Origin of the sequence: Lapillicoccus sp. (assembly GCF_046595215.1) — a bacterium.
Taxonomy (GTDB): Bacteria; Actinomycetota; Actinomycetes; order Actinomycetales; family Dermatophilaceae; genus Lapillicoccus.
In genome coordinates this window covers 1-23,001 of sequence record NZ_JBKJPP010000176.1, presented here as the reverse complement: position 1 = coordinate 23,001, position 23,001 = coordinate 1, and the positions used below count along the sequence as shown (strand labels likewise).

Genomic DNA, 23,001 nt, shown 5'->3' with positions numbered 1-23,001 from the left:
TCACTCCGAGGTCACCTGTCGCCACATGGAGGCCATACCCCGTTCTCCGCGCGATAACCGGCCACCGGTGCATCCCGGCCTCGACGCCGATCTGCGGGCGGCCTGAGGCCAGACCCCGGGGTCGTGAGGAGGGTCGTACAGTGATCGACGTGCCACCACCGACCCCCTCCGCGCCAGCCGAACTCCCCGCAGCCGCAACGGCAGACCTGCCGCGGGCGTGGCACTACGGGGAGTTCTACGGGCTCCGGTCGCTCCCGGAGGACAAGCCGCTCCTGGTGGTCCATGGCAACTGCCAGGCCGAGTCCGTCCGGGTGCTCCTGGGGTCCTCGCCCGACGCCGCCTGCGTGGGCATCCGGATCCCCCCGGTGCACGAGCTCTCTGCCGACGAGGTGCCGTTCCTCGAGCGGCTGCTGCGCCGCACGGCCATCCTGGTGGCCCAGCCCATCGCTGACGACTACCGCGACCTCCCCCTCGGCACCGCCCAGGTCGCCGCCGCCGCGCACGACGCACGCACGGTGCTCTTCCCGGTCTTCCGCTACCAGGGTCTCTTCCCGTTCCAGGCCGTGTTCCACCACGCAGCTGCCGGCGACCCACCGGTCGTCCCGTACCACGACCTGCGCACCCTCCTCACGGCAACCGGTCAGCGTCACCTCCTGCCCGAACCCGGTCCGGAGCAGGTGCGGGCCCTCTCCGAGTGGTCCATCGAGCAGCTGCGCCGGCGTGAGGCCTCCGCGGGCGCCATCCCCGTCTCTGACCTCATCGGGGCAGCCGGTCACCGCGCCGCCAACGTCATCAACCACCCAGGCAACCCCATCCTGGTCGGGCTCGCGCGTCGCCTCCAGGAGGCCCTCGGCTGGCCGGTCGACGCCGTCGACCCCGGCCGCGAGCTGCTGGACGACATCCACGCGCCACTGCGCGCGGACGTGCTCGACGCTCTCGGCTGGGGGTCCAGCGGCGCCACCCAGGACTGGGTGGTGAACGGCGAGCCGGTCTCCGACGAGAGCATCGTTGCCGCACACCTCGACTGGTATGCCGCTCGGCCCGAGGTCGTCGCCGAGGCTCTGGACCGGTGCGCCGAGCAGCTCCAGCTCCTCGGGGCCGAACGGGTCCGGGCCAGCGGGTGAACGCGACCTACCTCGTCGTCGGCCCCGATCACCACGGCGTCGTGCAGCACGCCCTGCGCCTGGCCCGTTCCGCCCCCGTGCTGGCCGACGCCCTGGTCCGGGTGCCCTCGGTCTCAGCCGTCTCCCCCAGCGCCCCCGTGCTCGTCCACGTCACCGACCGCCTGTTCGGACGAAGTCCCGAGGAGGCTGCGGATCGGATCGTGGAGCTGGCCGAGGCCGCGACGCTCTGCGTGTCCCTGCACGACGTGCCTCAGGCAGGCGAGGGTGCGGCATGGTCGGCTCGCCGGCGCACGGCATACGGCCGGATTGCCGCTGCGGCAACGCATCTCATCGTCGCGAGTGAGTCCGAGCGGCTGCTGCTCGGCGCCTGCGTCGACGAGGACCCTACTGCTCTCGCGGCGCGCACCAGCGTCATCCCGCTGCCGGTCGAAGCCGGCCCGGCGCCGGTCAGCAGACCCGCCGACAACCGCTCCCCGGCCGGGTCCCCGGACCGCTCCCCGGACGGGTCCCCGGCCACGGTGGACATCGGCGTGCTGGGCTTCCTCTACCCCGGAAAGGGCGTCGAGGAGCTCATCAACGCTGCCGCCGGGCTGGCGGGAGCGGTCGCGGTGACCAACTACGGTGCGGCGGCGGCGGGGCACGAGGACCTCGTGGGAGCGCTGCGGGCGCGAGCCGACCGGGCGGGGGTGCCCTTCCGGGTCACCGGCTACCTGTCCGAGCAGGACCTGCGAACGGCCCTGCGGCGCAGCGACATTCCCGTGGCACCCCACCGCCACGTCTCCGCCTCGGGGTCCATCAACACCTGGCTCGAGTGCGGGCGCCGACCCCTCGTCGCCGACGGGCCCTACACCCGGGAGCTGGCGCAGCGGCTGCCCGGAGCCGTCACCCTGACGACCGACCTGCGTGCCGGTCTCGCGCGCGCGCGAGATGAGCCCGACTCGACGTGGCTGGGCCCCGAGGTGCGCCTGGGCCCGTCGTGGGCCGAGGCGGCGCACGCCCACGCCAGGCTCCTCGCAGGGCTGGCGGGGCTCGCAGGGCTGGCGGGGCTCGCGTGACCGCCGGACCGCCCAGCGTGAGCGTCGTCGTCCCCTACTACGAGCGGCCCGACCAGCTCGGGCGACTGCTCGCCGCCCTGGACCTGCAGACCGTCCCCGGGGACCGCACCGAGGTCGTCATCGCGGACGACGGGTCGCGTCAGGCGCCGCCGATCGGGACCCATTCCTTCACGACGACGTATGTCAGGCAGGACGACGAGGGCTTCCGTGCCGCGGCGGCCCGCAACCTCGGGGCGCGTCACACCAGCGGCGACGTCGTGGTCTTCCTGGACCAGGACTGCGTGCCCGAGCCGGCCTACCTCGAGACCGTCCTGGCAGCGGTGTCCCCGTGGTCGCTCACGGTCGGACGGCGGCGGCACGCCGACCTCGGGGGCTGGGACGGGCCGCGGGTGCAGTCGTGGCTGACCGGCGCGGGACCGACGCCGAACGGGCTGACCGAGCCCCAGTGGCTGCTCGACGGCTACGCCAGGACGGCCGACCTCACCGAGCCCGACGACCGGTCCTACCAGCTCGTCATCAGCGCCGTGACCTCCCTCGGGCGGCAGCTGCTCCACCACCTGGGCGGCTTCGACGAGACGTTCCGGGCCTACGGCGGTGAGGACTGGGAGCTCGCCCATCGGGCCTACGTCGCCGGGGCAGACCTGCGCCACCTGCCGGAGGCGGTGGTCTGGCACGACGGCCCCGACGTCGCCGGTCGGGCAGTCGACCTCGTGCGCCTCAAGAACGGCGAGACCCTGGCGCTGGCGCGGCTCGTCCCCGACCGCGACCTGCGCGGAGAGCACCTCGTGTGGTCCCAGCCGGACGTCGTCGTCCGGCTCCGGTCGCTCGGGGCGCCGGCGGCCACGCTCATCGCGAGCACCGAGTCCCTCCTGGCCGGCTCCGACGCTCACGTGTGGGTCGACTCCAAGGAGGTCGTCAGCCTGCTCGACGACCCCCGGGTGCACGTCGGCGAGCCCGGCGCCGCTGTGCTGGCGCGGGCCCGGTATGCCGTGGAGTGCGAGCCCGTGCTGCTGGCCGGCACGACGCTGCGCCGCCTGTGCGGGTCGGCGCCGGTCGAGGTGGAGGGCTTCCGGATGAGGGCCACCCGTGACATCAACCGGGCCCACCGCGGCATCCCGTCCCCGGCGCCCCGCACCCTGCCCGACGGGGCCACGGTGGCCCGGCTGACCCGGGAGCCGACGTTGGAGCGACTCTGGCAGTCGCGTCCCCCCTGCTGAGGGTCGTTCTGTCAGAACGCGTCCCGCGGGACGTAGACGCCCCAGACCTCGCGCAGCGCGTGAGCGACCTCGCCGCCGGTGGCGCGCAGGCGTAGCGCCTCCTTCATCGGGTAGAGCACGTTGTCCGTGCCCCGGGCGGCCTCCTTGAGCGTCGCGAGCGCGGCCGTGACGGCGTCGTTGTCGCGCTCCCGACGCAGCGTCGTCAGTCGCGCCACCTGCTCGCGCTCGATCTGGGGGTCGACCCGCAGCGGCACGTAGGGCTCCTCCTGGTCCACCGTGAACCGGTTGAGGCCGACGATGGTCCGCTCCTGGTGGTCGATCTCCAGGGCGATCCGGTAGGCGGACCGCTCGATCTCCGACTTCTGGAAGCCCTCCTCGATCGCGGCGACCGCACCCCCCTTGTCCTCGACGGCCTGGATGAGGTCGAGGGCGGCGGCCTCGAGGTCGTCGGTCATCGCCTCCATGACGTAGGAGCCGGCGAAAGGGTCGACCGTCTTGGTCACGTCGGTCTCGTAGGCAATGACCTGCTGGGTCCGCAGCGCGAGCCGGGCGGCCTTCTCGGTGGGCAGTGCGATCGCCTCGTCGTAGGAGTTCGTGTGCAGCGACTGGGTGCCGCCCAGCACCGCGCCGAGGCCCTGCAGCGCCACCCGGACGAGGTTGACCTCGGGCTGCTGGGCGGTGAGCTGCACGCCCGCGGTCTGGGTGTGGAAGCGGAGCATCAGGGACTTGGGGTTGGTGGCGCCGAACTCCTCGCGCATGATCCTCGCCCAGATCCGGCGGGCCGCCCGGAACTTCGCGATCTCCTCCAGCAACGTCGTCCTGGCGACGAAGAAGAAGGACAACCGGGGCGCGAAGTCGTCGACGTCGAGGCCCGCAGCCTGGGCGGCGCGGACGTACTCCTTGGCGTCGGCGAGGGTGAAGGCGACCTCCTGCACGGGCGTCGCGCCCGCCTCGGCCATGTGGTACCCCGAGATGGAGATGGTGTTCCAGCGGGGCATCTCCTTGTGGCAGTAGGCAAAGATGTCGCTGATGAGGCGCAACGACTCCTTGGGCGGGTAGATGTAGGTGCCGCGCGCGATGTACTCCTTCAGCACGTCGTTCTGGATCGTCCCGGTCAGCTGGTCACCGCTGATGCCGTTCTCCTCGGCGACGAGCTGATACATCAGCAGCAGGGTCGCCGCGGGCGCGTTGATCGTCATCGACGTCGAGAGGGTGTCCAGCGGTAGGTCGTCGAACAGCACCCGCATGTCGTCGATCGAGTCGATGGCGACTCCGACCTTGCCCACCTCGCCGTGGCTGATCGCCTCGTCCGAGTCGTAGCCCATCTGCGTCGGCAGGTCGAAGGCCACCGACAGCCCTCCCGTGCCGGCCCTGACCAGCTGGTGGTAGCGCTCGTTGGACTCCTTCGCCGTCCCGAACCCGGCATACTGCCGCATCGTCCACGGCCGGCCGGTGTACATCGAGGCGTAGACCCCCCGCGTGTAGGGAAACTCCCCCGGCTCCCCGAGCTGTACCGCCTCGTCGAAACCGGCCCGGTCCCCTGCCCCGTAGATCTTCTTGAGGGGCAGGTCGGATTCCGTGCGGGCGCCGTCTGACATGTCTCGGAGCCTACCGACGGCACGGCTCCGGGACGAACGACGGGATGCTGGCGCGCTCGCACGCTCGGGGAGTCACCGACCCGGCCGTCTGTCCCTCCGTGCGTCCCTGTGGACAACGTGGGTCCGACGCCCGTGGCTTGGCAGGCTCGAGCCATGTCCACCGTCGCGGCCCGCGTCACCTCCCTCGGCGGCGTCGCCACCTGGGGTCAGCTGCGGCGCGGCCACTCCTGGCGGGCGATCGCCTCCGCACTGGAGGAGGAGTCGATCGTCCGGACGGCGCGTGGCCGCTACGCCCTGCTCACGGCCGAGGAGGCCCGACTGGCCGCCTCCCGGCTCAGCGGGGTGTGCTCGCACCTGTCGGCTGCCGCGCACTGGGGGTGGACCGTCAAGACCCCGGCGACGGAGCCGCACGTCACGGTGCGAGCAAACCGCAAGATCACCGCCGCCCGCCGGGACGGGGTCACCGTTCACTGGCGGACGCTGTCATCCGGCGACGTCGACGGGTGGGTCACCACGCCGATCCGCACCGTCATCGACTGCTGCCTCGACCTGCCCCTCGACGAGGCGGTGGCCGTGTTCGACTCTGCCTGGCGTGGGGGTCTGAAGTGCCGTGAGGTTCAGCTGGCCGCCCTGCAGCTGGCACCGCGTGCTCGGCGACGAGTCCTCGCCGTCGCCGAGGCGGCGGACCCGCGCGCGGCCAACCCCTTCGAGTCCGTGCTGCGGGTGATCGCGCGTGGCGTGCCGGGCCTCTGCGTCGAAACGCAGGTCCGGATCAAGGACGGACGGTTCTTCGCTCGGGTCGACCTCGCCGACGAGGACCTGCGGATCGTGCTCGAGGCGGACAGCTTCGAGTTCCACGGGAAGCGGGCGGCACTCGAACGCGACTGCCGCCGCTACGACGAGCTGGTCGTGCGGGACTGGCTGGTGCTGCGTTTCTCCTGGGAACAGGTGATGTTCGATCCGGACTGGGTTGCGGAGATGATCCGGGCCGCGGTCTCCCACCGACGCAGACAGCGGAGTCTGCGGCACCGGACCCGCCCCGGGCCGGAGGCCGTGTCCGGGATGAGCGGGTGAGGGGGACGGACGACGGGACCCAGCGATCGAGTCACGCTCAGCGAGGCGTTCTCAGCCCGGTCCGTCCCGTTGTTCGTCACCAACCGTTTTCGTCACCAAGGGGGTCCCGCGAGCGCGCGACGACGCTCGTCCCACCGCTTCGCGACGCCCTCCATCTCGCGGGCGAGGAACTCGAGGAACTCCACCGAGAGCGCGAGCCGTGCGCCAGGCCTCGTCCCGGCCCCGCCCACGACGTCGACGCCGGCGGCGATCTCCGCGAGGATCGGCGCGTATGCCGTGCGGCTGCTGATGATCGCGTCGTGCCAGGCGTCCTCCATCACGACGTAGACGTCCCGACGACTGCCCCGCTCACGCTCGCGGTGGATGAGCCGGACCTGGGCGAGATAGCGGACCGCCCCGGAGACCGAGCCGGCGCTGACCTGCAACCCGTCGGCGAGCTGGGCCGCCGTCATCCGCCCGTCCTCGCGGGCGAGCAGCGCCGCGAAGACGCGGGCCGGAAGCCGCGGCATACCGGCGTCGGTCAAGGCGGAGCCGAGCCGTTCGACGAACCGCGCCACCTCCCCCGGACGGGGCGTCGGCTGGGTCCTGGTCCGCACGTCACCGGTCATCATCGGAGTTTAGATCATTCAGATATTTCTGAAAACTCGATACCCTGTCGTCATGAACACGGCGATCCGCGTGACGGGGCTGCGCAAGTCCTTCGGCCACTCCGTGGCGCTCGACGGCCTCGACCTCGAGGTCGCCACCGGCGAGATCCACGGCTTCCTCGGCCCGAACGGGTCGGGCAAGTCGACGACGTTGCGCATCCTGCTCGGCCTGCTGCGCGCCGACGGCGGCACGGCCACCCTCCTCGGGGGCGATCCGTGGACCGATGCCGAGCGGCTGCACCGGCGGCTGGCCTATGTGCCGGGTGATGTCAGCCTGTGGCCCACCCTCTCTGGCGGCGAGGTCATCGACCTGCTCGGCCGGCTGCGCGGCGGACTCGACCAGGCCAGGAGGACCCGGCTGATCGAGCAGTTCGAGCTCGACCCGACCACGAAGGGGCGTTCCTACTCCAAGGGCAACCGGCAGAAGGTGGCCCTCGTCGCCGCACTCTCCTGCGACGTCGACCTCCTGCTGCTCGACGAGCCGACATCGGGGCTCGACCCGCTGATGGAGTCCGTGTTCCGCGGCGTGGTGCAGGACCTGCGCCGCGAGGGGACGACCGTCCTGCTCTCGAGCCACATCCTCAGCGAGGTCGAGGCGCTCTGCGACCGGGTGAGCATCATCCGGGCGGGCCGCACCGTCGAGACCGGAGCCCTTGCCGACCTGCGCCACCTCACCCTCACTGCCGTCGACGTGAGCCTCGCCGACCCCCCGACCGCGGAGGCGGTCAGCCTGCTGGCGGGCGTCAGCGAGGCCGTCGTCGAGGGCCATCGGCTCACCTGCTCGGTGCAGACGGCCCACCTCGGCGAGGTCCTGGCACGGCTCGGGCCGCATGGCATCGCTAGCCTGACCTGCCAGCCGCCGACGCTGGAGCAGCTCTTCCTCGACCGTTACCGCTCCGGGGCCCCGACCCGGTGAGCGGCTTCACCGGGACCGCGACCGTGCTCCGACTCGACCTGCGGCGCGACCGCCTGCTCCTGCCGGTCGGCGTGCTCACCCTGGTCGCCCTGGCGGGCGGCTCCGCCCGGGCCACGGTGGCCCTCTACCCGGACCCGGCGAGCGCCATCGAGGCCGCCCGCGTGGTGGCGGCGAGCCCCGCGCTGACGGGGATGTACGGACCGATCGCCGACCCCGGCAACCCTGACTCCGTGGCCGTCTTCAAGACGATGGTCATGGGCGGGATCTTCACCGCCCTGCTGGCGTATGCCGTGGTGCGCCGGCACACGCGCACCGAGGAGGAGTCGGGGCGCTCCGAGCTGCTCGGCGCCGGGGTCCTCGGCCGCAGGGCCACCCTGGGCGCCGCCGTCCTCCTGGCCGTCGCCGCCGTCCTGCTCACCGGGGCCCTGACCACCGTCAGCCTCGTCGCCGCCGGACTCGGCCATGCCGGGTCGCTGGCCTTCGGGATGGCGTGGGTCGGCATCGGGCTGAGCTTCACCGGCATCACCGCGGTGGCGGCCCAGCTCACCGCGACGGCCCGCGGCTGCGCGGCCGTCGTCCTCGGTGCGCTCGGCATCTCCTACCTGCTGCGGGCGGTCGGTGACACCTCGACCGGCGCGGTCGGGCAGCTCACGTGGCTGTCCCCCTTCGGCTGGGCGGAGAAGCTGGAGATGTTCGGCGCCGACCGCTTCCTCGTCGGCCTCGTCCCACTGGTCTTCGCTGCCGCCATGGTCGGGCTGGCATTTGCCCTGCTCGAGCGCCGGGACCTCGGTGCCGGCCTCATCGCCCCCCGCCCCGGACCGGCGAGCGCCCGGGTGTCGCTGGGCTCGCCCCGAGCCCTGGCCTGGCGCCTGCAGCACGGGGGGCTGATCGGCTGCGCCGCGGCCTTCCTCGTCCTCGGTCTCGTCCTCGGCGGCGTCGCCGGCAACGTCGGGGCCCTCGTCAACACCCCGGACATCGAGAGGATGCTCCGCGCGATGGGCGGCGACGCGACCAGCCTGGCTGACGTGTTCGTGTCGACCGAGCTGCGCTTCCTCGCGATCGGCGCCGCGGCATACGGCATCTTTGCGGCGCTCCGGCTGCGCGCCGAGGAGGTCAGCCTGCACCTCGAGCAGCTCCTGTCGACCCGCGTGGGCCGCACCGCCGTCCTGCTCAGCCACGCGGCCCTCGCCCTCGCCGGCAGCGCGGGGCTCATGCTCGTGCTGGGTCTCGGGCTGGCCGTCAGCGTCGCTCCGCAGGAGGGCCTGGGTCCGGCCCTCGGCCACGTCCTGCCCGCCGCGATCTCGAGCATCCCCGCGATCTGGGTCTGCGTCGGACTGGCCCTGGTGATCTTCGGCGCCCGCCCGCGTGCAGTGGGCGCCGCGTGGGGGATCCTCGCCGGCTTCCTGATCCTCGGCGAGTTCGGGCCCCTGCTCGGCCTGCCCACGGCCGTCATCGACCTCTCCCCGTTCAGCCACGGCAGCGTCGTCCCGGGCGGCGTCCTCCAGGCAACGCCGCTGCTGGTCCTGACCGCCGTGGCCGGGGCCCTGGTCGTCGCGGCGGTGGCAGCGTTCCGGCGTCGCGACCTCGACTGAGCGTCATACCTCGTAGGGGGTCGGGCGCCCGGCTCGTCCTCGAGCGCCGGGGATCCCGCTCAGGTGAGGTCGGTGCGGCCCGCTGCCTTGAGGCGCTCGACGACGGCCTTGACGTCCTGGGCTCGCCCCCTCGACATGACCAGCAGCGCGTCCGGGGTGTCGACGACCACGACGTCGTCCAGGCCGACGAGGGCGATGGTCCGACCCCCGCCGGCGGCGACGATCCCGGTGGCGTCGATGGTGAGGACCTGCCCCGCCTCACCGATGACCTTGACCCCGGGGCTCCCCTCGACCTGCGCGAGCAGCTCCCCGAGAGAGGCGAAGTCGCCGATGTCGTCCCAGGTGAACGACGCCGGCACCACCGCCATCAGCCCGTCGCGGGCGGCCGGCTCGGCGACGGCGTGGTCGATGGCGATCTTGCGCAGCCCCGGCCAGATCTCGCCCAGCCGGGACGGGTCCGCCGCGATCGCACGCACGCCTGCGGCCAGCTCGTGGTCATACCCCGCCAGGGTGTCGAGCAACACCGAGGCCCTGACGACGAACATCCCCGCGTTCCACCAGAACCCACCCGAAGCAAGATAGCCGGCTGCCGTGGCGGCGTCGGGCTTCTCGACGAACTCCTGCACCGCCCGGGCACCGGGCGCCCCGGCCAGTCCGAGACTCGCGCCCTGGCGGATGTAGCCGAAGGCCGTCGACGGATGGGTCGGCGTGATCCCGATCGTGACGATCCTCCCGGTCCGGGCCACGGTGACCGCCTCCCGCACACCGGCCCCGAAGTCCTCCGGCTGCCCGATCACGTGGTCGGCGGCGAACGAGCCGATGACCGCGTCCGGGTCGAGTCGCTCGATCACGGCCGCTGCCAGCCCGATTGCGGGCATCGAGTCACGTGGGGTCGGCTCCGCGAGGATGTTGCCGACCGCCACGTCGGGCAGCTGGGACCGCACCGCGTCCGCGTGGACCTCGCCCGTGACGACCACGACGCGGTCCTCGGTCAGGGGCAGGAGCCGGTCCCACGTCGCCTGCAGGAGCGTGCGTCCGGTGCCCGTGAGGTCGTGCAGGAACTTCGGGGACGCCTGGCGCGAGAGGGGCCACAGCCGCGTCCCCGCGCCCCCGGCCGGGATGACCGCCCAGAATCCCTCGATCGGCTCCTCGACGTGCTCGCCGTGCGTCTGGGGGGTGATGGAGGTCATGGTGGTCGAGGCTAGGCCATCGCGGCGCCGCCGAGGTGTCATCCCCGCGTCACCGGACACACCCCGAGGCGTCGACCGCAGGGCACCCCCGCTGAGGACCGTGGACACCATGAGGGTCGCCATCGTCTCCGAGTCGTTCCTGCCGAGCACCAACGGCGTGACCACCAGCGTGTGCCGCGTCGCGGACCGCCTGCGCGCCGAGGGCCACGAGGCGCTCATCGTCGCGCCCTCCCCAGCCCCCCCGACCTACAACGGGTATGCCGTGCACTCGGCCCGGTCCTTCCCCGTCCGTCAGTTCCAGGTCGGGCTCCCCACGGGCGAGATCGAGGCGGTCCTCGCCCGGTTCGCCCCGGACGTCGTCCACGCCGCGTCCCCCTTCGTCCTCGGGGCGAGCGGCCTCATCGCGGCCGACCGACTCGGCCTCCCGTCGGTCGCCGTCTACCAGACCGACCTGCCGAGCTACCTGCGCCAGCACGGCCGCGGACTGGCCGGGAGCGCCGCCGAAGCCGGTGCCTGGCGGTGGATCCGGCGCATCCACTCCCTCGCCGACCTCACCCTCGCGCCCTCGGCCGCCGCCGCGGACGACCTCCTGGGCCACGGCATACCGCGGGTCCGGCGCTGGGGTCGCGGCGTCGACACCGCGCTCTTCCATCCCGGCTGGCGCCACGACGCCGGCAGCCGCGCCATCCGCCGGGCCCTGGCCCCACGCGGCGAGACCCTGCTCGGCTACGTCGGGCGGCTGGCCCCGGAGAAGGAGCTGCACCGGCTCGTCGAGATCGCGGACCTGCCCGGCACCCGGCTCGTCCTCGTCGGTGACGGACCAGCCCGGGCCGAGCTGGAGAGACTGCTGCCGGGCGCCGCCTTCCTCGGCCTGCGAGAGGGTGACGACCTCGCCCGGGCGTACGCCGCGTTCGACGCCTTCGTCCACACCGGCACCCGCGAGACCTTCGGCCAGACCCTCCAGGAGGCGGCGGCCACCGGGCTGCCCGTCGTCGCGCCCGCCGCCGGCGGGCCCCTCGACCTGGTCGAGCACGGCCGCACGGGCTACCTCTTCGACCCCCACCGAGCGGGGTCCCTGCGGCTCTGCACGCAGGCCCTGCTCGACGCCGACCACCGCGGCGTCCTCGGGCGGGCGGGGCTCGCGCGGGTCGCCCCGCTGTCCTGGGCCAGCGTCGTCAGCGACCTCGTCGGCCACTACGACGACGTCATCGGGTCCCGGGTCGGCCACGCCGCCTGAGCCACGGCGCAGGCCCACCGGCCACGGCATACCGGGTCATTCCGTGGTCGTGGCGTTTCAGGTACCGGTCGGGGGGGTAGGTTCTAGCGCGGACCGGCAGCGTCGCCGAGCGCGCGACGCGCGTTTGGGGTGTCGGCCCGCACCCACCAACGAGGGAGGGCCATGAGCCGCGACACCACGAGCAGACAGAGCGAGGGGACACCCGGGGAGACCCGGACGTTCCTGTCCTTCCTCGACCGACGGCACACGATCGCCCCAGCGGGTTACAACCGCTGGCTGATCCCCCCGGCCGCTCTCGCCGTCCACCTCTGCATCGGGCAGGTCTACGCCACCAGCGTCTACAAGACGTCGCTGGTCTCACACTTCGGTGCCTCGCAGACCGCGATCGGCATCATCTTCTCCATCGCCATTGTCATGCTCGGCCTCTCCGCCGCGGTGATGGGCACCTGGGTGGAGCGCAACGGCCCCCGCAAAGCGATGTTCGTCGCCGCGAGCGCGTGGGGGCTGGGCTTCCTCGTCGGGGCCATCGGCATCTCGACCCAGCAGCTGTGGCTGCTCTACCTCGGCTACGGCGTCATCGGCGGCATCGGCCTCGGGATCGGCTACATCTCCCCGGTCTCCACGCTCATCAAGTGGTTCCCGGACCGTCCGGGCCTGGCGACGGGCATGGCGATCATGGGCTTCGGCGGGGGCGCCCTCCTGGCCAGCCCACTGTCCCGCCAGCTGCTCTCCTTCTATGACCCGAGGTACCTGCCGTCGGACTCGAAGTCGCTCGCCAGCGGCCAAGCCCTGACGATGCTCTTCGTCACGCTCGGCATCGCCTACTTCGTCATCATGATGTTCGGCGTGGCCAACGTCCGGGTGCCGGCGAAGGGCTGGGCGCCAGCGGGCTTCGACCCCAGCACGGTCGCCGTCAAGCCGCTCGTCACCAAGGCGAACGTCTCGGCGGCCAACGCCATCCGCACGCCCCAGTTCTGGCTGCTGTGGACCGTGCTCTTCTGCAACGTCACCGCCGGCATCGGCATCCTCGAGCAAGCCAGCCCGATGATCCAGGACTTCTTCCGGGTCGACGGCAAGTCCACCGTCGCCGTGGCCGCCGCCGGCGGGTTCGTCGGCGTGCTCTCGCTGTTCAACATGGCGGGCCGGTTCGCCTGGTCTTCGGCCTCCGACCACATCGGCCGCAAGCCGATCTACATGGTCTACCTCGGCGTCGGCATCGTCTTCTACATCCTGCTCGCGCTGACCGGGCAGGTCGCGACCGGCATCTTCGTCCTGCTCGCCGCCGTGATCATCTCCTTCTACGGGGGCGGCTTCGCCACCGCACCGGCCTACCTGCGTGATCTCTTCGGGGTCTTCCAGGTCGGCGCCATCCACGGTCGGCTGCTCACCGCGTGGTCGGCTGCCGGGGTCGCCGGGCCGCTGATCATCAACGGCTTCCTCGACGCCCAGGGCAAGCCCGGCACCCTGACCGCCACGGCCTACCGGCCCGCGCTGCTGACGATGGTCGCGATCCTCGCCATCGGCTTCGTCGCCAACCTCCTGGTGCGCCCGGTCGCGGCCCGCTTCCACGAGCCGGAGGGGCGCACCGCCGCGGACGCCCCCGACGCACCGACCGAGCTGGCCGCCACGACGACCCACGTCCCGGGCGCGGCCCGGCTCGTCATGTCGTGGGCGCTCATCGTCGTCCTGCTGGGCTACGGCATCTTCCAGACCCTCGTCACGGCGGCCAGGCTCTTCGCCTGAGCCGCAGCGTCCGGATGCCGGGGTGACGCCGTGCCGGGCGCCCACCGGCGCCTCACTCGGCGGCTGGGCACCCGGCATTCCGGGAATCAACGAGAGATTCTCCACACGTGCATCTCGTCGCACCCATGGCACATGGGCCCGCGCCGGGTTATAACGTGCTTTCGTGGCCACCCCTACTCTCCCGCCGCGGCAGCTCACGGCTCGCCGCACCACGATCGCGATGAAGATGGCCATGGCCGTGTCCGGCGCCCTCTTCGTGTTCTACGTCCTGCTGCACATGTATGGCAACCTCAAGCTGTTCGGGGGCCAGTCAGCCTATGACGTCTATGCGGAACACCTGCGCACCCTGGGTGAGCCGATCCTGCCCTACTCCGGTTTCCTCTGGCTGTTCCGCGCGCTGCTGGTCATCGCCCTCCTCGCGCACGCCTACTCCGCCTTCTACCTGTGGAGCCGTGCCCAGGGCGCGCGGACGACGAGGTATGCCGTGAAGAAGGCCGCCGTCCGGACCATCTCCTCGCGGTTCATGCGCTGGGGCGGTGTGGCGCTGCTGCTCTTCCTCGTCTTCCACCTGCTCCAGTTCACGACGAACACCATCCAGGTCAACGGTAGCCACGACAGCCCCTATCAGCGGGTCGTCGCGGGCTTCCAGGTGTGGTGGGTCGTCGTCGTCTATGTCCTGGCCATGATCGCCCTCGGCATGCACCTGCGGCACGGCGTCTGGAGCGCGAGCCAGACGCTCGGCTGGACCGGCACCGCCCGGGCCCGGACCTACGCCAACGCCGTCGCCGTCACCATCGCAGCCGTCGTCGTGACCGGCTTCCTCCTCCCGCCCTTGTCCATCCTGTTCGGCCTGATCAAGTAGGGGCAGATGACCACCACACACACCACCCAGCCAGACACCACGCATCAGGACAACCCACAGAACGTTGGCCTGACCACGGGTCTCTACCGCGAGGGCGAGCCGATCGTCGACACCAAGGCGCCGAACGGCGACATCGGGGACCGTTGGGGCAAGCGCAAGTTCGAGGCCAGGCTCGTCAACCCGTCCAACCGTCGCAAGCTGACCGTCATCGTCGTCGGCACCGGCCTGGCGGGTGCCTCGGCCGGCGCGACCCTGGGCGAGGCGGGCTACAACGTCAAGTCCTTCTGCTACCAGGACACCCCACGCCGCGCGCACTCGATCGCCGCGCAGGGCGGCATCAACGCCGCGAAGAACTACAAGGAGGACGGCGACTCGGTCTACCGCCTCTTCTACGACACGGTCAAGGGCGGTGACTTCCGCTCGCGGGAGTCCAACGTCTACCGGCTGGCCGAGGTCAGCGCGAGCATCATCGACCAGTGCGTCGCCCAGGGGGTGCCGTTCGCCCGGGAGTACGGCGGCCTCCTCGACAACCGGTCCTTCGGCGGCGTCCAGGTCTCTCGGACGTTCTACGCGCGCGGCCAGACCGGCCAGCAGCTGCTCATCGGTGCCTACCAGGCCCTGGAGCGGCAGATCGCGGCCGGCACGGTCGAGATGCACACTCGTCACGAGATGCTCGAGCTGATCGTCGCCGAGGGCCGCACCCGGGGCGTCATCGTCCGGGACATGGTCACCGGCGCCATCGAGACGCACCTCGCCGACGCGGTCGTGCTCGCGACCGGCGGCTACAGCAACGTGTTCTACCTGTCGACCAACGCGATGGGCTGCAACGTCACCGCCACCTGGCGCGCTCACCGCCAGGGCGCCCACTTCGCCAACCCCTGCTACACGCAGATCCACCCCACCTGCATCCCCGTCGCCGGCGACCACCAGTCCAAGCTGACGCTGATGTCGGAGTCGCTGCGCAACGACGGCCGGATCTGGGTCCCGAAGAACCGCGAGGACTGCGACAAGGACCCCCGCGAGATCGCCGAGGAGGACCGCGACTACTACCTCGAGCGGATCTACCCCGCCTTCGGCAACCTGGTCCCCCGCGACATCGCGTCCCGGCAGGCCAAGAACGTCTGCGACGAGGGCCGCGGCGTCGGACCGCTGGTCGGCGACTTCCGCCGCGGCGTCTACCTCGACTTCACGGACGCGCTCACGCGGATGAGCGCCGACGCGGTGGCCGAGAAGTACGGCAACCTGCTCGACATGTACCAGCGGATCACCGGGGAGGACCCCTACGAGGTCCCGATGCGCATCTACCCCGCCGTCCACTACACGATGGGCGGGCTGTGGGTGGACTACGACCTCCAGTCCACCATCCCGGGTCTCTTCGTCACCGGCGAGGCGAACTTCTCCGACCACGGAGCCAACCGCCTCGGCGCGTCCGCCCTGATGCAGGGACTCGCCGACGGCTACTTCGTCCTGCCCAACACGATCCGCGACTACCTCGCCGACGGGCCGTACCCCGCGCTGAGCGCGGACTCGCCCCCCGTCGCCGAGGCCCGCGCGGCCGTGCAGCAGCGGATCGACACGCTCCTGTCCATCAACGGCGAGCGCTCCGTCGACTCCTTCCACAAGGAGCTGGGCGCCATCATGTGGGACTTCTGCGGGATGGAGCGCTCGGAAGAGGGCCTGTTCAAGGCGATCGACCTCATCCGCTCCCTCCGGGAGGAGTTCTGGCGCAACGTGCGGGTGCTCGGCTCCGGTGAGGAGCTCAACCAGAGCCTGGAGAAGGCCGGCCGGGTCGCCGACTTCCTCGAGCTCGGTGAGCTGATGTGCGTCGATGCCCTCCACCGCCGGGAGTCCTGCGGCGGGCACTTCCGCGCGGAGAGCCAGACCGAGGACAACGAGGCACTGCGCAACGACGACGAGTTCGCCTACGTCGCGGCCTGGGAGTTCGCCCAGGACGACACCATCGAGGGGCGCCTCACGCCGGTGCTGCACAAGGAAGACCTTGCCTACGAGTACGTCCACCTGAAGCAACGGAGTTACAAGTGAAGATCACCCTCAAGATCTGGCGGCAGGCCAGTGCCGTGGCCGAGGGGGCAATGGCCACCTATGAGGTCACCGACATCACCCCCGACATGTCGTTCCTGGAGATGCTCGACCTGCTCAACGAGCAGCTCATCGCTGCGGGCACGGACCCGGTGGCCTTCGACAGCGACTGCCGCGAGGGCATCTGCGGGATGTGTGGCCTGATGATCAACGGCAGCGCGCACGGCCCCGACGTCACGACGACCTGCCAGCTGCACATGCGTTCGTTCGACGACGGCGAGACGATCACCGTCGAGCCATGGCGGGCAACGGCGTTCCCGGTGCTCAAGGACCTCGTCGTGGACCGTTCGGCCTTCGACCGGATCATCCAGGCCGGCGGCTTCATCAGCGTCAACACCGGTGCTGCCGCTGACGCCCACGCCGTGCCGGTGCCCAAGGAGAACGCGGACCGCGCCTTCCTCCCCGCGACCTGCATCGGCTGCGGCGCCTGCGTCGCCGCCTGCCCGAACGCCTCCGGGATGCTCTTCATGGGCGCCAAGGTCACCCACCTCGGACTGCTCCCGCAGGGCCAGCCCGAGCGCGACGCCCGGGTCGTCAAGATGGTGAGCCAGCACGACGCCGAGGGTTTCGGCGGCTGCACCAACATCGGTGAGTGCTCGGCGGCCTGCCCCAAGGAGATCCCGCTCGACGTCATCTCGACGCTGAACAAGGACCTGCGCACCGCCATGCAGCACGGCCGCTAGCTCCTGCCGCAGCACAGCCGAGAGGCCCCTGTATGCCGTGACACGGCATACCGGGGCCTCTCGCCCTTTCCGTTGTGGCTCAGCCCTTCCGGCGGCGGATCGTGTTGCCGAGCCAGACGATCGGGTCGTAGCTGCGGTCGACGACGCGCTCCTTCATCGGGATGATCGCGTTGTCGGTGATCTTGATGTGCTCCGGGCAGACCTCGGTGCAGCACTTGGTGATGTTGCACATCCCGATGCCCTGCTCCTCGCGGGCGAAGTCGGCGCGGTCGGTGCGGACGTCGAGGGGGTGCATGTCGAGCTCGGCCGCCCGGATGAGGAAGCGTGGCCCCGCGAAGGCAGGCTTGTTGTCCTCGTGGTCGCGCACCACGTGGCAGGTGTCCTGGCAGAGGAAGCACTCGATGCACTTGCGGAACTCCTGCGAGCGCTCCACGTCGACCTGGGCCATGCGGTAGTCACCGGGCGCCAGGTCCGGGGGCGCGAACGCCGGGATCTGGCGCGCCTTGGTGTAGTTGAAGGACACGTCCGTGACGAGGTCCTTGACGACCGGGAAGGCCCGCATGGGGGTGACCGTCACGGTCTCGGCCTCGGTGAAGGTCGACATCCGGGTCATGCACAACAGCCTCGGCATGCCGTTGATCTCGGCGCTGCACGAGCCGCACTTGCCGGCCTTGCAGTTCCAGCGCACGGCGAGGTCACCGCTCTGGGTGGCCTGCAGGCGGTGGATGATGTCGAGGACCACCTCGCCCTCGTTGACCTCGACGGTGTAGTCGACGAGGTCGCCCCCGTCGGCGTCGCCGCGCCAGACCCGGAAGTGCGCGTCATAGCTCATGATTCGCTCCGCTCAGCCGGCAGCCTGGCCAGCTCGTCGTCAGTGAGGTACTTGCCCAGCTCGGCGCGTTTGAAGAGCGCCAGCAGGTCCTCGCGCATCGGCGGCATCGGCTGCTCCTCGACCGTGATGCCCGCGTTGGCACCGCCCGTGTCAACCGAGCAGATGAGGTTCTTCAGGCGCCAGTCGGGCTCCATCCTCGGGAAGTCGTCGCGGGTGTGACCGCCACGGCTTTCCTGACGCAGCAACGCAGCCCGGGCGATGCACTCGCTCACCGCCAGCATGTTGCGTAGGTCAAGGGCGAGGTGCCAGCCCGGGTTGAACTGGCGGTGGCCCTCGACAGTGAGGTGCGCCGCCCTGGCCCTGAGCTCGCCGAGCTTGGCGAGCGCCTGCTCGATCTCGTCCGCCCGGCGGATGATGCCGACGAGGTCGTTCATCGTCTGCTGCAGCTCCTGGTGCAGGGTGTAGGGGTTCTCCCCACCCTCCTCCGCGAAGGGCGCCAGGGCGTCGTGCGCCGCCGCATCGATGACGGCCTGCTCGACGCTCGGCCTGCTCCCACCGAGGCCGTCGACGTAGCCGGCCGCGCCGAGTCCGGCGCGGGCGCCGAAGACCAGCAGGTCCGAGAGGGAGTTGCCGCCGAGCCGGTTGGAGCCGTGCATCCCCCCGGAGACCTCACCCGCGGCGAAGAGGCCGGGGACGCGGGCCGCTGCCGCGGTGTCCGGGTCGACCTCGACGCCGCCCATGACGTAGTGGCAGGTCGGGCCGACCTCCATCGCCTCCGTGGTGATGTCGACGTCGGCGAGCTCCTTGAACTGGTGGTGCATCGACGGCAGCCGTTTCATGATCTCCGCGGCGTCGCGCCGGCTGGCGATGTCGAGGAAGACCCCGCCGTGCGGCGAGCCCCGCCCGGCCTTGACCTCCGAGTTGATCGCCCGGGCCACCTCGTCGCGGGGCAGGAGCTCCGGTGGCCGCTTGTTGTGGTCAGGGTCGGTGTACCACCGGTCGCCCTCATCCTCGGTCTCGGCGTACTGACCCCGGAAGACGTCCGGCACGTAGTCGAACATGAACCGCTTGCCCTCGGAGTTCTTCAGCACCCCGCCGTCGCCGCGCACCGACTCCGTCACAAGGATGCCCTTGACCGACGGGGGCCACACCATGCCGGTCGGGTGGAACTGGACGAACTCCATGTTGACCAGCGCCCCGCCGGCCCGCAGCGCAAGGGCGTGCCCGTCGCCGGTGTACTCCCACGAGTTCGAGGTGACCTTGAAGGACTTGCCGATGCCTCCGGTGGCCAGCACGACCGCCGGAGCGTTGAAGCGCACGAACCGGCCCGACTCGCGCCAGTAGCCGAAGCCACCGGCGATCGCTCCCGTCGAGTCCTGGAGCAGCTCGGTGATGGTGCACTCGGCGAACACCTTGAGCCGGCTCTCGGCGTCACCGGACTCGCGCTCGTCGTCCTGCTGCAGGGACACGATCTTCTGCTGCATGGTGCGGATCAGCTCGAGGCCTGTGCGGTCCCCGACGTGGGCCAGCCGAGGGTACTCGTGACCGCCGAAGTTGCGCTGGCTGATCTTGCCGTCGGGCGTGCGGTCGAACAGGGCGCCGTAGGTCTCCAACTCCCAGACCCGGTCCGGGGCCTCCTTCGCGTGCAGCTCCGCCATCCGCCAGGAGTTGAGGAACTTGCCCCCGCGCATGGTGTCGCCGAAGTGCACCTTCCAGCTGTCCTTGCTGTTGACGTTGCCCATGCTCGCCGCGATCCCGCCCTCGGCCATGACGGTGTGCGCCTTGCCGAAGAGCGACTTGCAGATGATCGCCGTGCGCATCCCTGCCTCGCGGGCCGCGATCGCCGCGCGCAGACCCGCCCCACCGGCCCCGATGATCAGCACGTCGTAGTCGAACTGCTCCACCTCGACACTCATCAGTTGACCAGCCTCAGATCGTTGAGTGCCCCGGAGGAGACGAGGGCGATGTAGGCGTCGGTGAACATCAGCGTGCCGAGGGTCGTCCAGGCCAGCTGCATGTGCCGGGTGTTGAGCCTGGACACCGCGGTCCAGGCGCGGTACCGCACGGGGTGCGCTGAGAAGTGCTTCAGTCGGCCGCCCATGAGGTGCCGGCAGGAGTGGCAGGAGATCGTGTAGAGCCAGAGCATGACGACGTTGAAGACCATGACGACGGTGCCCAGCCCGATCCCGAAGCCGCCGTCGGCACCGCGGAAGGCCCGGACCATGTCGTAGGTGTTGATCAACGAGACAATGATCGCGGCGTAGAAGAAGTAGCGGTGCAGGTTCTGCATGATCAACGGGAAGCGGGTCTCGCCGGTGTACTTCCCGTGCGGCTCGGCCACCGCGCAGGCCGGCGGTGAGAGCCAGAACGCGCGGTAGTAGGCCTTGCGGTAGTAATAGCAGGTCAGCCGGAACCCGAGCAGGAACGGCAGGACGAGCAGCGCGAACGGCACGAACGGCGGGAAGTCGCCGAACCAGGTCCCGAAGTCCCGCGCCGCCGGGATGCACGAGCTCGACACGCACGGTGACGAGAACGGTGAGAGGTAGTGGAACTCCTCGACGAAGTAGGCGCGCTGGGACGCGGTCCTGACCAGGGCATACAGGAGCCAGATGACCAGCAGGGTGAACGTGACGGCTGGCTGCACCCACCACCGGTCGGTGCGCAGCGTCCGCTCCGCGATCCGGGCACGTCCGGGGGAGCCGACTCCACCTCCCGCCGCTCCGGCAGGCGGTGACGCCCCGTCGAGACTGGTACCGCTCATCGTTGACTCTCCTCCAGCTCCGTTGGCCCGGCGCGCCGAGGCTCACTGTAACGCGTGTGACCCGGTTCACCCGGTTGGCGCGAGGTTGGCGCGAGGTGGCGAATCCTCGCGACCTTTTTCCAAGGGGGCACGAGCCCCGGGCGTCATCGCATAGGCTGCACCAGTCATGCCGCCGACGCCGTCGCCACGTCACCGCACGTCCCCCGCACCCCGCGAAGGGGTCATCCGCCGGGCGACCTCCGCGCTGCTCGTGGCCGTGTTCGCGATCGCCTTCGGGGCCGGACCGTCGTCCGCCCTCGGCGCCGACTCGACACCGGCGCCGACCCTGCCGGGCACCCTCGAGACGGTGCCGTGCCCGGCCGGCCAGACCCCGACCCGCTCCACCGCCCCGCCGCCCACGCCGGCCCCGGCCAACCCGCCGGCCCCGGCCAACCCACCGCCGCCGGTCGACCCCGGGGTGCCGCCGCCGAACCCCAACCCGTCGGTGACGACCCTGCCCGACGGCAGCGTCGTGACCACGACCTGCGCCATTGCTCCTCCGACCCCGATGGTGGGCCCGCTGATCTCGCCGGCGCACACCGTCGGGGGGCCGAAGCTCGCGGGTGCGGGCGTCATCCTGGAGGCGCCCGCCGGGGTGCCCGCGCCGCCGGTCGTCACCGACGTCTCCTGGGTCATCTCCGACCCGCAGACCGGTGTGGTGCTCGCCGCGAAGAACCCCCATGCCCTCCTGCTGCCGGCCAGCACCCTCAAGACCCTGCTCGCCCTCGTCACGCTCCCGGCGCTCGACCCGGCGAGCGTGGTCACCGCGTCGCGGGCGGCGGCGAGCGCAGACGGCACCCGGGTCGGCCTCCTCGAGGGCAACCCCTACACCGCGGACCAGCTCTTCACCGGGCTCGTCCTCGTCAGCGGCAACGACGCGGCCTACGCCCTTGCGGAGGCCAACGGCGGCCAGGCGTCGACGGTCGCGGCGATGAACCAGCAGGCGGGCGCCCTCGGCGCGTGGGACACCGTCGCGGTGGACCCTTCCGGTCTCGACGCCGACGGACAGCGTTCCAGCGCCTACGACCTGGCACTCATCGGCCGCGCGGTGATGCTGCTGCCCGCCTTCCGTCGCTACGCCATGACGCCCGCGTTCACCTTCCCCGGCGGCACCGACAGGCTGGGCAAGGTCTACCCGCCGTTCGCGATCCAGAACCACAACGCGCTGCTGGAGAAGTACCCCGGCGCGATCGGGGTCAAGAACGGCTACACGACCGGCGCCCGGCACACCTTCATCGGGGCGGCGACCCGCGCCGGCCGGACCCTGCTCGTGACGCAGATGGGTGGGGTCGTCGTGCCGAGCTGGCAGCCGACCGCCGCCCTGCTGGACTGGGCCTTCGCTAACGCGGACCAGCTGTCGCCGGTTGGCCAGTTGGTCGCCCCGGGCGCCCCGCAGCCCCCGGAGTGGCGCGGCGAGCAGGGCACGCTCCCGCCGGCCGCCGTGCCCTCGCTTCCTCCCACCGCACCCACGACGGCGACCGACCTGCCGACGATGACGACCACGACCGGCTCTGTCACCACGACCCTTCCCGTCCCAACCAGCACCGCACCGACCAGCACCGCACCGACCAGCACCGTTCCGACGACAACCACGGCCGGGGGCACGAGAGGCGGCTCGACCCCGCCGCCGGCGGTCGCGTTCGGCCCCGGCGGAGACCCCGTGTCAGCCGTCCTCGCGTCGGCACGCACCGCCGCGACGCCCTCGACGTATGCCGTGCTGGCCGTCGTGCTCGCGGCGTTCACTGGGTGGGGGGTCGCGCGGCGGCGACGCCGAACTCAGCCCTGAGACCTTGCGACCCTGAATGGACGCTTGTGACAGCAGCGCTCCTGCCATGGAGAGAGTCGGACGGCCAACCGTCGATGAGGAGCGATGAGGTGCAAGAACAGGACCTTCCCACGCCGACCACGCGTCGCCGGAGGCGATCCGCTCGTGACACTTGGGCGGACGTCTGCAAGCGCGGGTTGCCGGGGCGGCATGGGCGGCACGCTGCTCGCGTACAGGTCGAGGACCAAGGAAGGCGCCTCGTCGACTCGCTGCAGTTCCTCAACGGTGAGGACGACGACTGGCTCGGCGAGCCTGTCCAGGTCAACGGTCGCGAGCTGGTCGCACATGACCCGGGTCTGCTGGTCGCCGATGGTGACTGGAAATCGGAAGCTGGTCTCACGTGCCCTGGTGCTGTGAACGCGACGATCCAGGTGCTGAGGTCGAGCCACTCCGACTGCAGGACGACGTCGAGCCGACGGCCTCCTTGGCCTCGGCTACCCGAACCGGGCGCAGTTTTGACGTTCGATGCTCTCGCATACTCCTTTCGCAGTCTTCAGCCGCGGCCG

18 protein-coding genes are annotated in these 23,001 nt (G+C 71.2%); 12 read left to right on the top strand and 6 right to left on the bottom strand.

Annotated elements, in window-relative coordinates:
- Positions 1-149: 149 nt before the first annotated feature.
- Genes ACLL9L_RS15235 through ACLL9L_RS15225 form a run of 3 tightly spaced genes read left to right on the top strand, consistent with a single transcriptional unit; the run spans position 150 to position 3,396 of the window.
- Positions 150-1,124 carry a WcbI family polysaccharide biosynthesis putative acetyltransferase gene (locus ACLL9L_RS15235; protein ID WP_411285507.1) on the top strand — a complete coding sequence of 325 codons (975 nt, stop codon included), beginning with the start codon at positions 150-152 and terminating at the stop codon, positions 1,122-1,124.
- Positions 1,121-2,179, top strand: coding sequence for a hypothetical protein (locus ACLL9L_RS15230; protein ID WP_411285506.1), 1,059 nt, complete (start codon positions 1,121-1,123; stop codon positions 2,177-2,179). Before ACLL9L_RS15235 ends, ACLL9L_RS15230 begins: the two co-directional genes overlap by 4 nt.
- Before the next feature lie 17 nt (positions 2,180-2,196).
- Positions 2,197-3,396 carry a glycosyltransferase gene (locus tag ACLL9L_RS15225; protein WP_411285505.1) on the top strand — a complete coding sequence of 400 codons (1,200 nt, stop codon included), beginning with the start codon at positions 2,197-2,199 and terminating at the stop codon, positions 3,394-3,396.
- 11 nt (positions 3,397-3,407) lie between these two features.
- Here the strand turns inward: ACLL9L_RS15225 and ACLL9L_RS15220 are convergent, their stop codons facing one another.
- Entirely contained in the window at positions 3,408-4,994 is a 1,587-nt protein-coding gene (locus ACLL9L_RS15220; RefSeq protein ID WP_411285504.1) for a methylmalonyl-CoA mutase, read from the bottom strand.
- A 153-nt stretch (positions 4,995-5,147) separates the two neighbouring features.
- On the opposite strand from ACLL9L_RS15220, the gene ACLL9L_RS15215 reads away from it, so the two are divergent.
- On the top strand, positions 5,148-6,068 hold the full coding sequence (locus ACLL9L_RS15215; RefSeq protein WP_411285503.1) for a DUF559 domain-containing protein: 921 nt from the start codon (positions 5,148-5,150) through the stop codon (positions 6,066-6,068).
- A 92-nt stretch (positions 6,069-6,160) separates the two neighbouring features.
- Here the strand turns inward: ACLL9L_RS15215 and ACLL9L_RS15210 are convergent, their stop codons facing one another.
- A complete protein-coding gene (locus ACLL9L_RS15210) occupies positions 6,161-6,676 on the bottom strand; it encodes a GbsR/MarR family transcriptional regulator (protein ID WP_411285502.1) in 516 nt (171 codons plus the stop codon).
- Between the two features lie 52 nt (positions 6,677-6,728).
- On the opposite strand from ACLL9L_RS15210, the gene ACLL9L_RS15205 reads away from it, so the two are divergent.
- Both ACLL9L_RS15205 and ACLL9L_RS15200 read left to right on the top strand, forming a co-directional pair.
- A complete protein-coding gene (locus ACLL9L_RS15205) occupies positions 6,729-7,631 on the top strand; it encodes an ABC transporter ATP-binding protein (protein WP_411285501.1) in 903 nt (300 codons plus the stop codon).
- Positions 7,632-7,654: 23 nt separating this feature from the next.
- Complete coding sequence (locus ACLL9L_RS15200) at positions 7,655-9,223, top strand: ABC transporter permease (protein ID WP_411285500.1); 1,569 nt, start codon at positions 7,655-7,657, stop codon at positions 9,221-9,223.
- 59 nt (positions 9,224-9,282) lie between these two features.
- Here ACLL9L_RS15200 and ACLL9L_RS15195 read toward each other — a convergent pair whose 3' ends face one another.
- Positions 9,283-10,413, bottom strand: a complete 1,131-nt coding sequence (locus tag ACLL9L_RS15195; protein ID WP_411285499.1) for a mannose-1-phosphate guanylyltransferase — start codon at positions 10,411-10,413, stop codon at positions 9,283-9,285.
- A gap of 109 nt (positions 10,414-10,522) precedes the next feature.
- Between ACLL9L_RS15195 and ACLL9L_RS15190 the strand changes: the two genes are divergently transcribed.
- The 5 genes from ACLL9L_RS15190 to ACLL9L_RS15170 all read left to right on the top strand — a co-directional run bounded on the left by ACLL9L_RS15190 (position 10,523) and on the right by ACLL9L_RS15170 (position 17,038).
- The gene (locus ACLL9L_RS15190; RefSeq protein ID WP_411285498.1) at positions 10,523-11,650 is read left to right on the top strand and encodes a glycosyltransferase family 4 protein; all 1,128 of its coding nucleotides are present in this window, start codon (positions 10,523-10,525) and stop codon (positions 11,648-11,650) included.
- 222 nt (positions 11,651-11,872) lie between these two features.
- Positions 11,873-13,393, top strand: coding sequence for an OFA family MFS transporter (locus tag ACLL9L_RS15185; protein ID WP_411285519.1), 1,521 nt, complete (start codon positions 11,873-11,875; stop codon positions 13,391-13,393).
- 163 nt (positions 13,394-13,556) lie between these two features.
- Positions 13,557-14,255, top strand: coding sequence for a succinate dehydrogenase cytochrome b subunit (locus ACLL9L_RS15180; protein ID WP_411285497.1), 699 nt, complete (start codon positions 13,557-13,559; stop codon positions 14,253-14,255).
- A gap of 6 nt (positions 14,256-14,261) precedes the next feature.
- Positions 14,262-16,298, top strand: coding sequence for a fumarate reductase/succinate dehydrogenase flavoprotein subunit (locus ACLL9L_RS15175; RefSeq protein ID WP_411285496.1), 2,037 nt, complete (start codon positions 14,262-14,264; stop codon positions 16,296-16,298).
- Positions 16,295-17,038 carry a succinate dehydrogenase/fumarate reductase iron-sulfur subunit gene (locus ACLL9L_RS15170; protein ID WP_411285495.1) on the top strand — a complete coding sequence of 248 codons (744 nt, stop codon included), beginning with the start codon at positions 16,295-16,297 and terminating at the stop codon, positions 17,036-17,038. The genes ACLL9L_RS15175 and ACLL9L_RS15170 overlap by 4 nt, the downstream gene beginning before the upstream one ends.
- A gap of 79 nt (positions 17,039-17,117) precedes the next feature.
- On the opposite strand, the gene ACLL9L_RS15165 is transcribed toward ACLL9L_RS15170, so the two are convergent.
- Genes ACLL9L_RS15165 through ACLL9L_RS15155 form a run of 3 tightly spaced genes read right to left on the bottom strand, consistent with a single transcriptional unit; the run spans position 17,118 to position 20,631 of the window.
- Complete coding sequence (locus ACLL9L_RS15165) at positions 17,118-17,870, bottom strand: succinate dehydrogenase/fumarate reductase iron-sulfur subunit (protein ID WP_411285494.1); 753 nt, start codon at positions 17,868-17,870, stop codon at positions 17,118-17,120.
- Positions 17,867-19,786, bottom strand: coding sequence for a fumarate reductase/succinate dehydrogenase flavoprotein subunit (locus ACLL9L_RS15160; RefSeq protein WP_411285493.1), 1,920 nt, complete (start codon positions 19,784-19,786; stop codon positions 17,867-17,869). The genes ACLL9L_RS15165 and ACLL9L_RS15160 overlap by 4 nt, the downstream gene beginning before the upstream one ends.
- Complete coding sequence (locus ACLL9L_RS15155) at positions 19,786-20,631, bottom strand: hypothetical protein (RefSeq protein ID WP_411285492.1); 846 nt, start codon at positions 20,629-20,631, stop codon at positions 19,786-19,788. The genes ACLL9L_RS15160 and ACLL9L_RS15155 overlap by 1 nt, the downstream gene beginning before the upstream one ends.
- 166 nt (positions 20,632-20,797) lie before the next feature.
- Between ACLL9L_RS15155 and ACLL9L_RS15150 the strand changes: the two genes are divergently transcribed.
- Positions 20,798-22,456 carry a D-alanyl-D-alanine carboxypeptidase family protein gene (locus ACLL9L_RS15150; protein WP_411285491.1) on the top strand — a complete coding sequence of 553 codons (1,659 nt, stop codon included), beginning with the start codon at positions 20,798-20,800 and terminating at the stop codon, positions 22,454-22,456.
- The last annotated feature ends 545 nt before the right edge of the window (positions 22,457-23,001 follow it).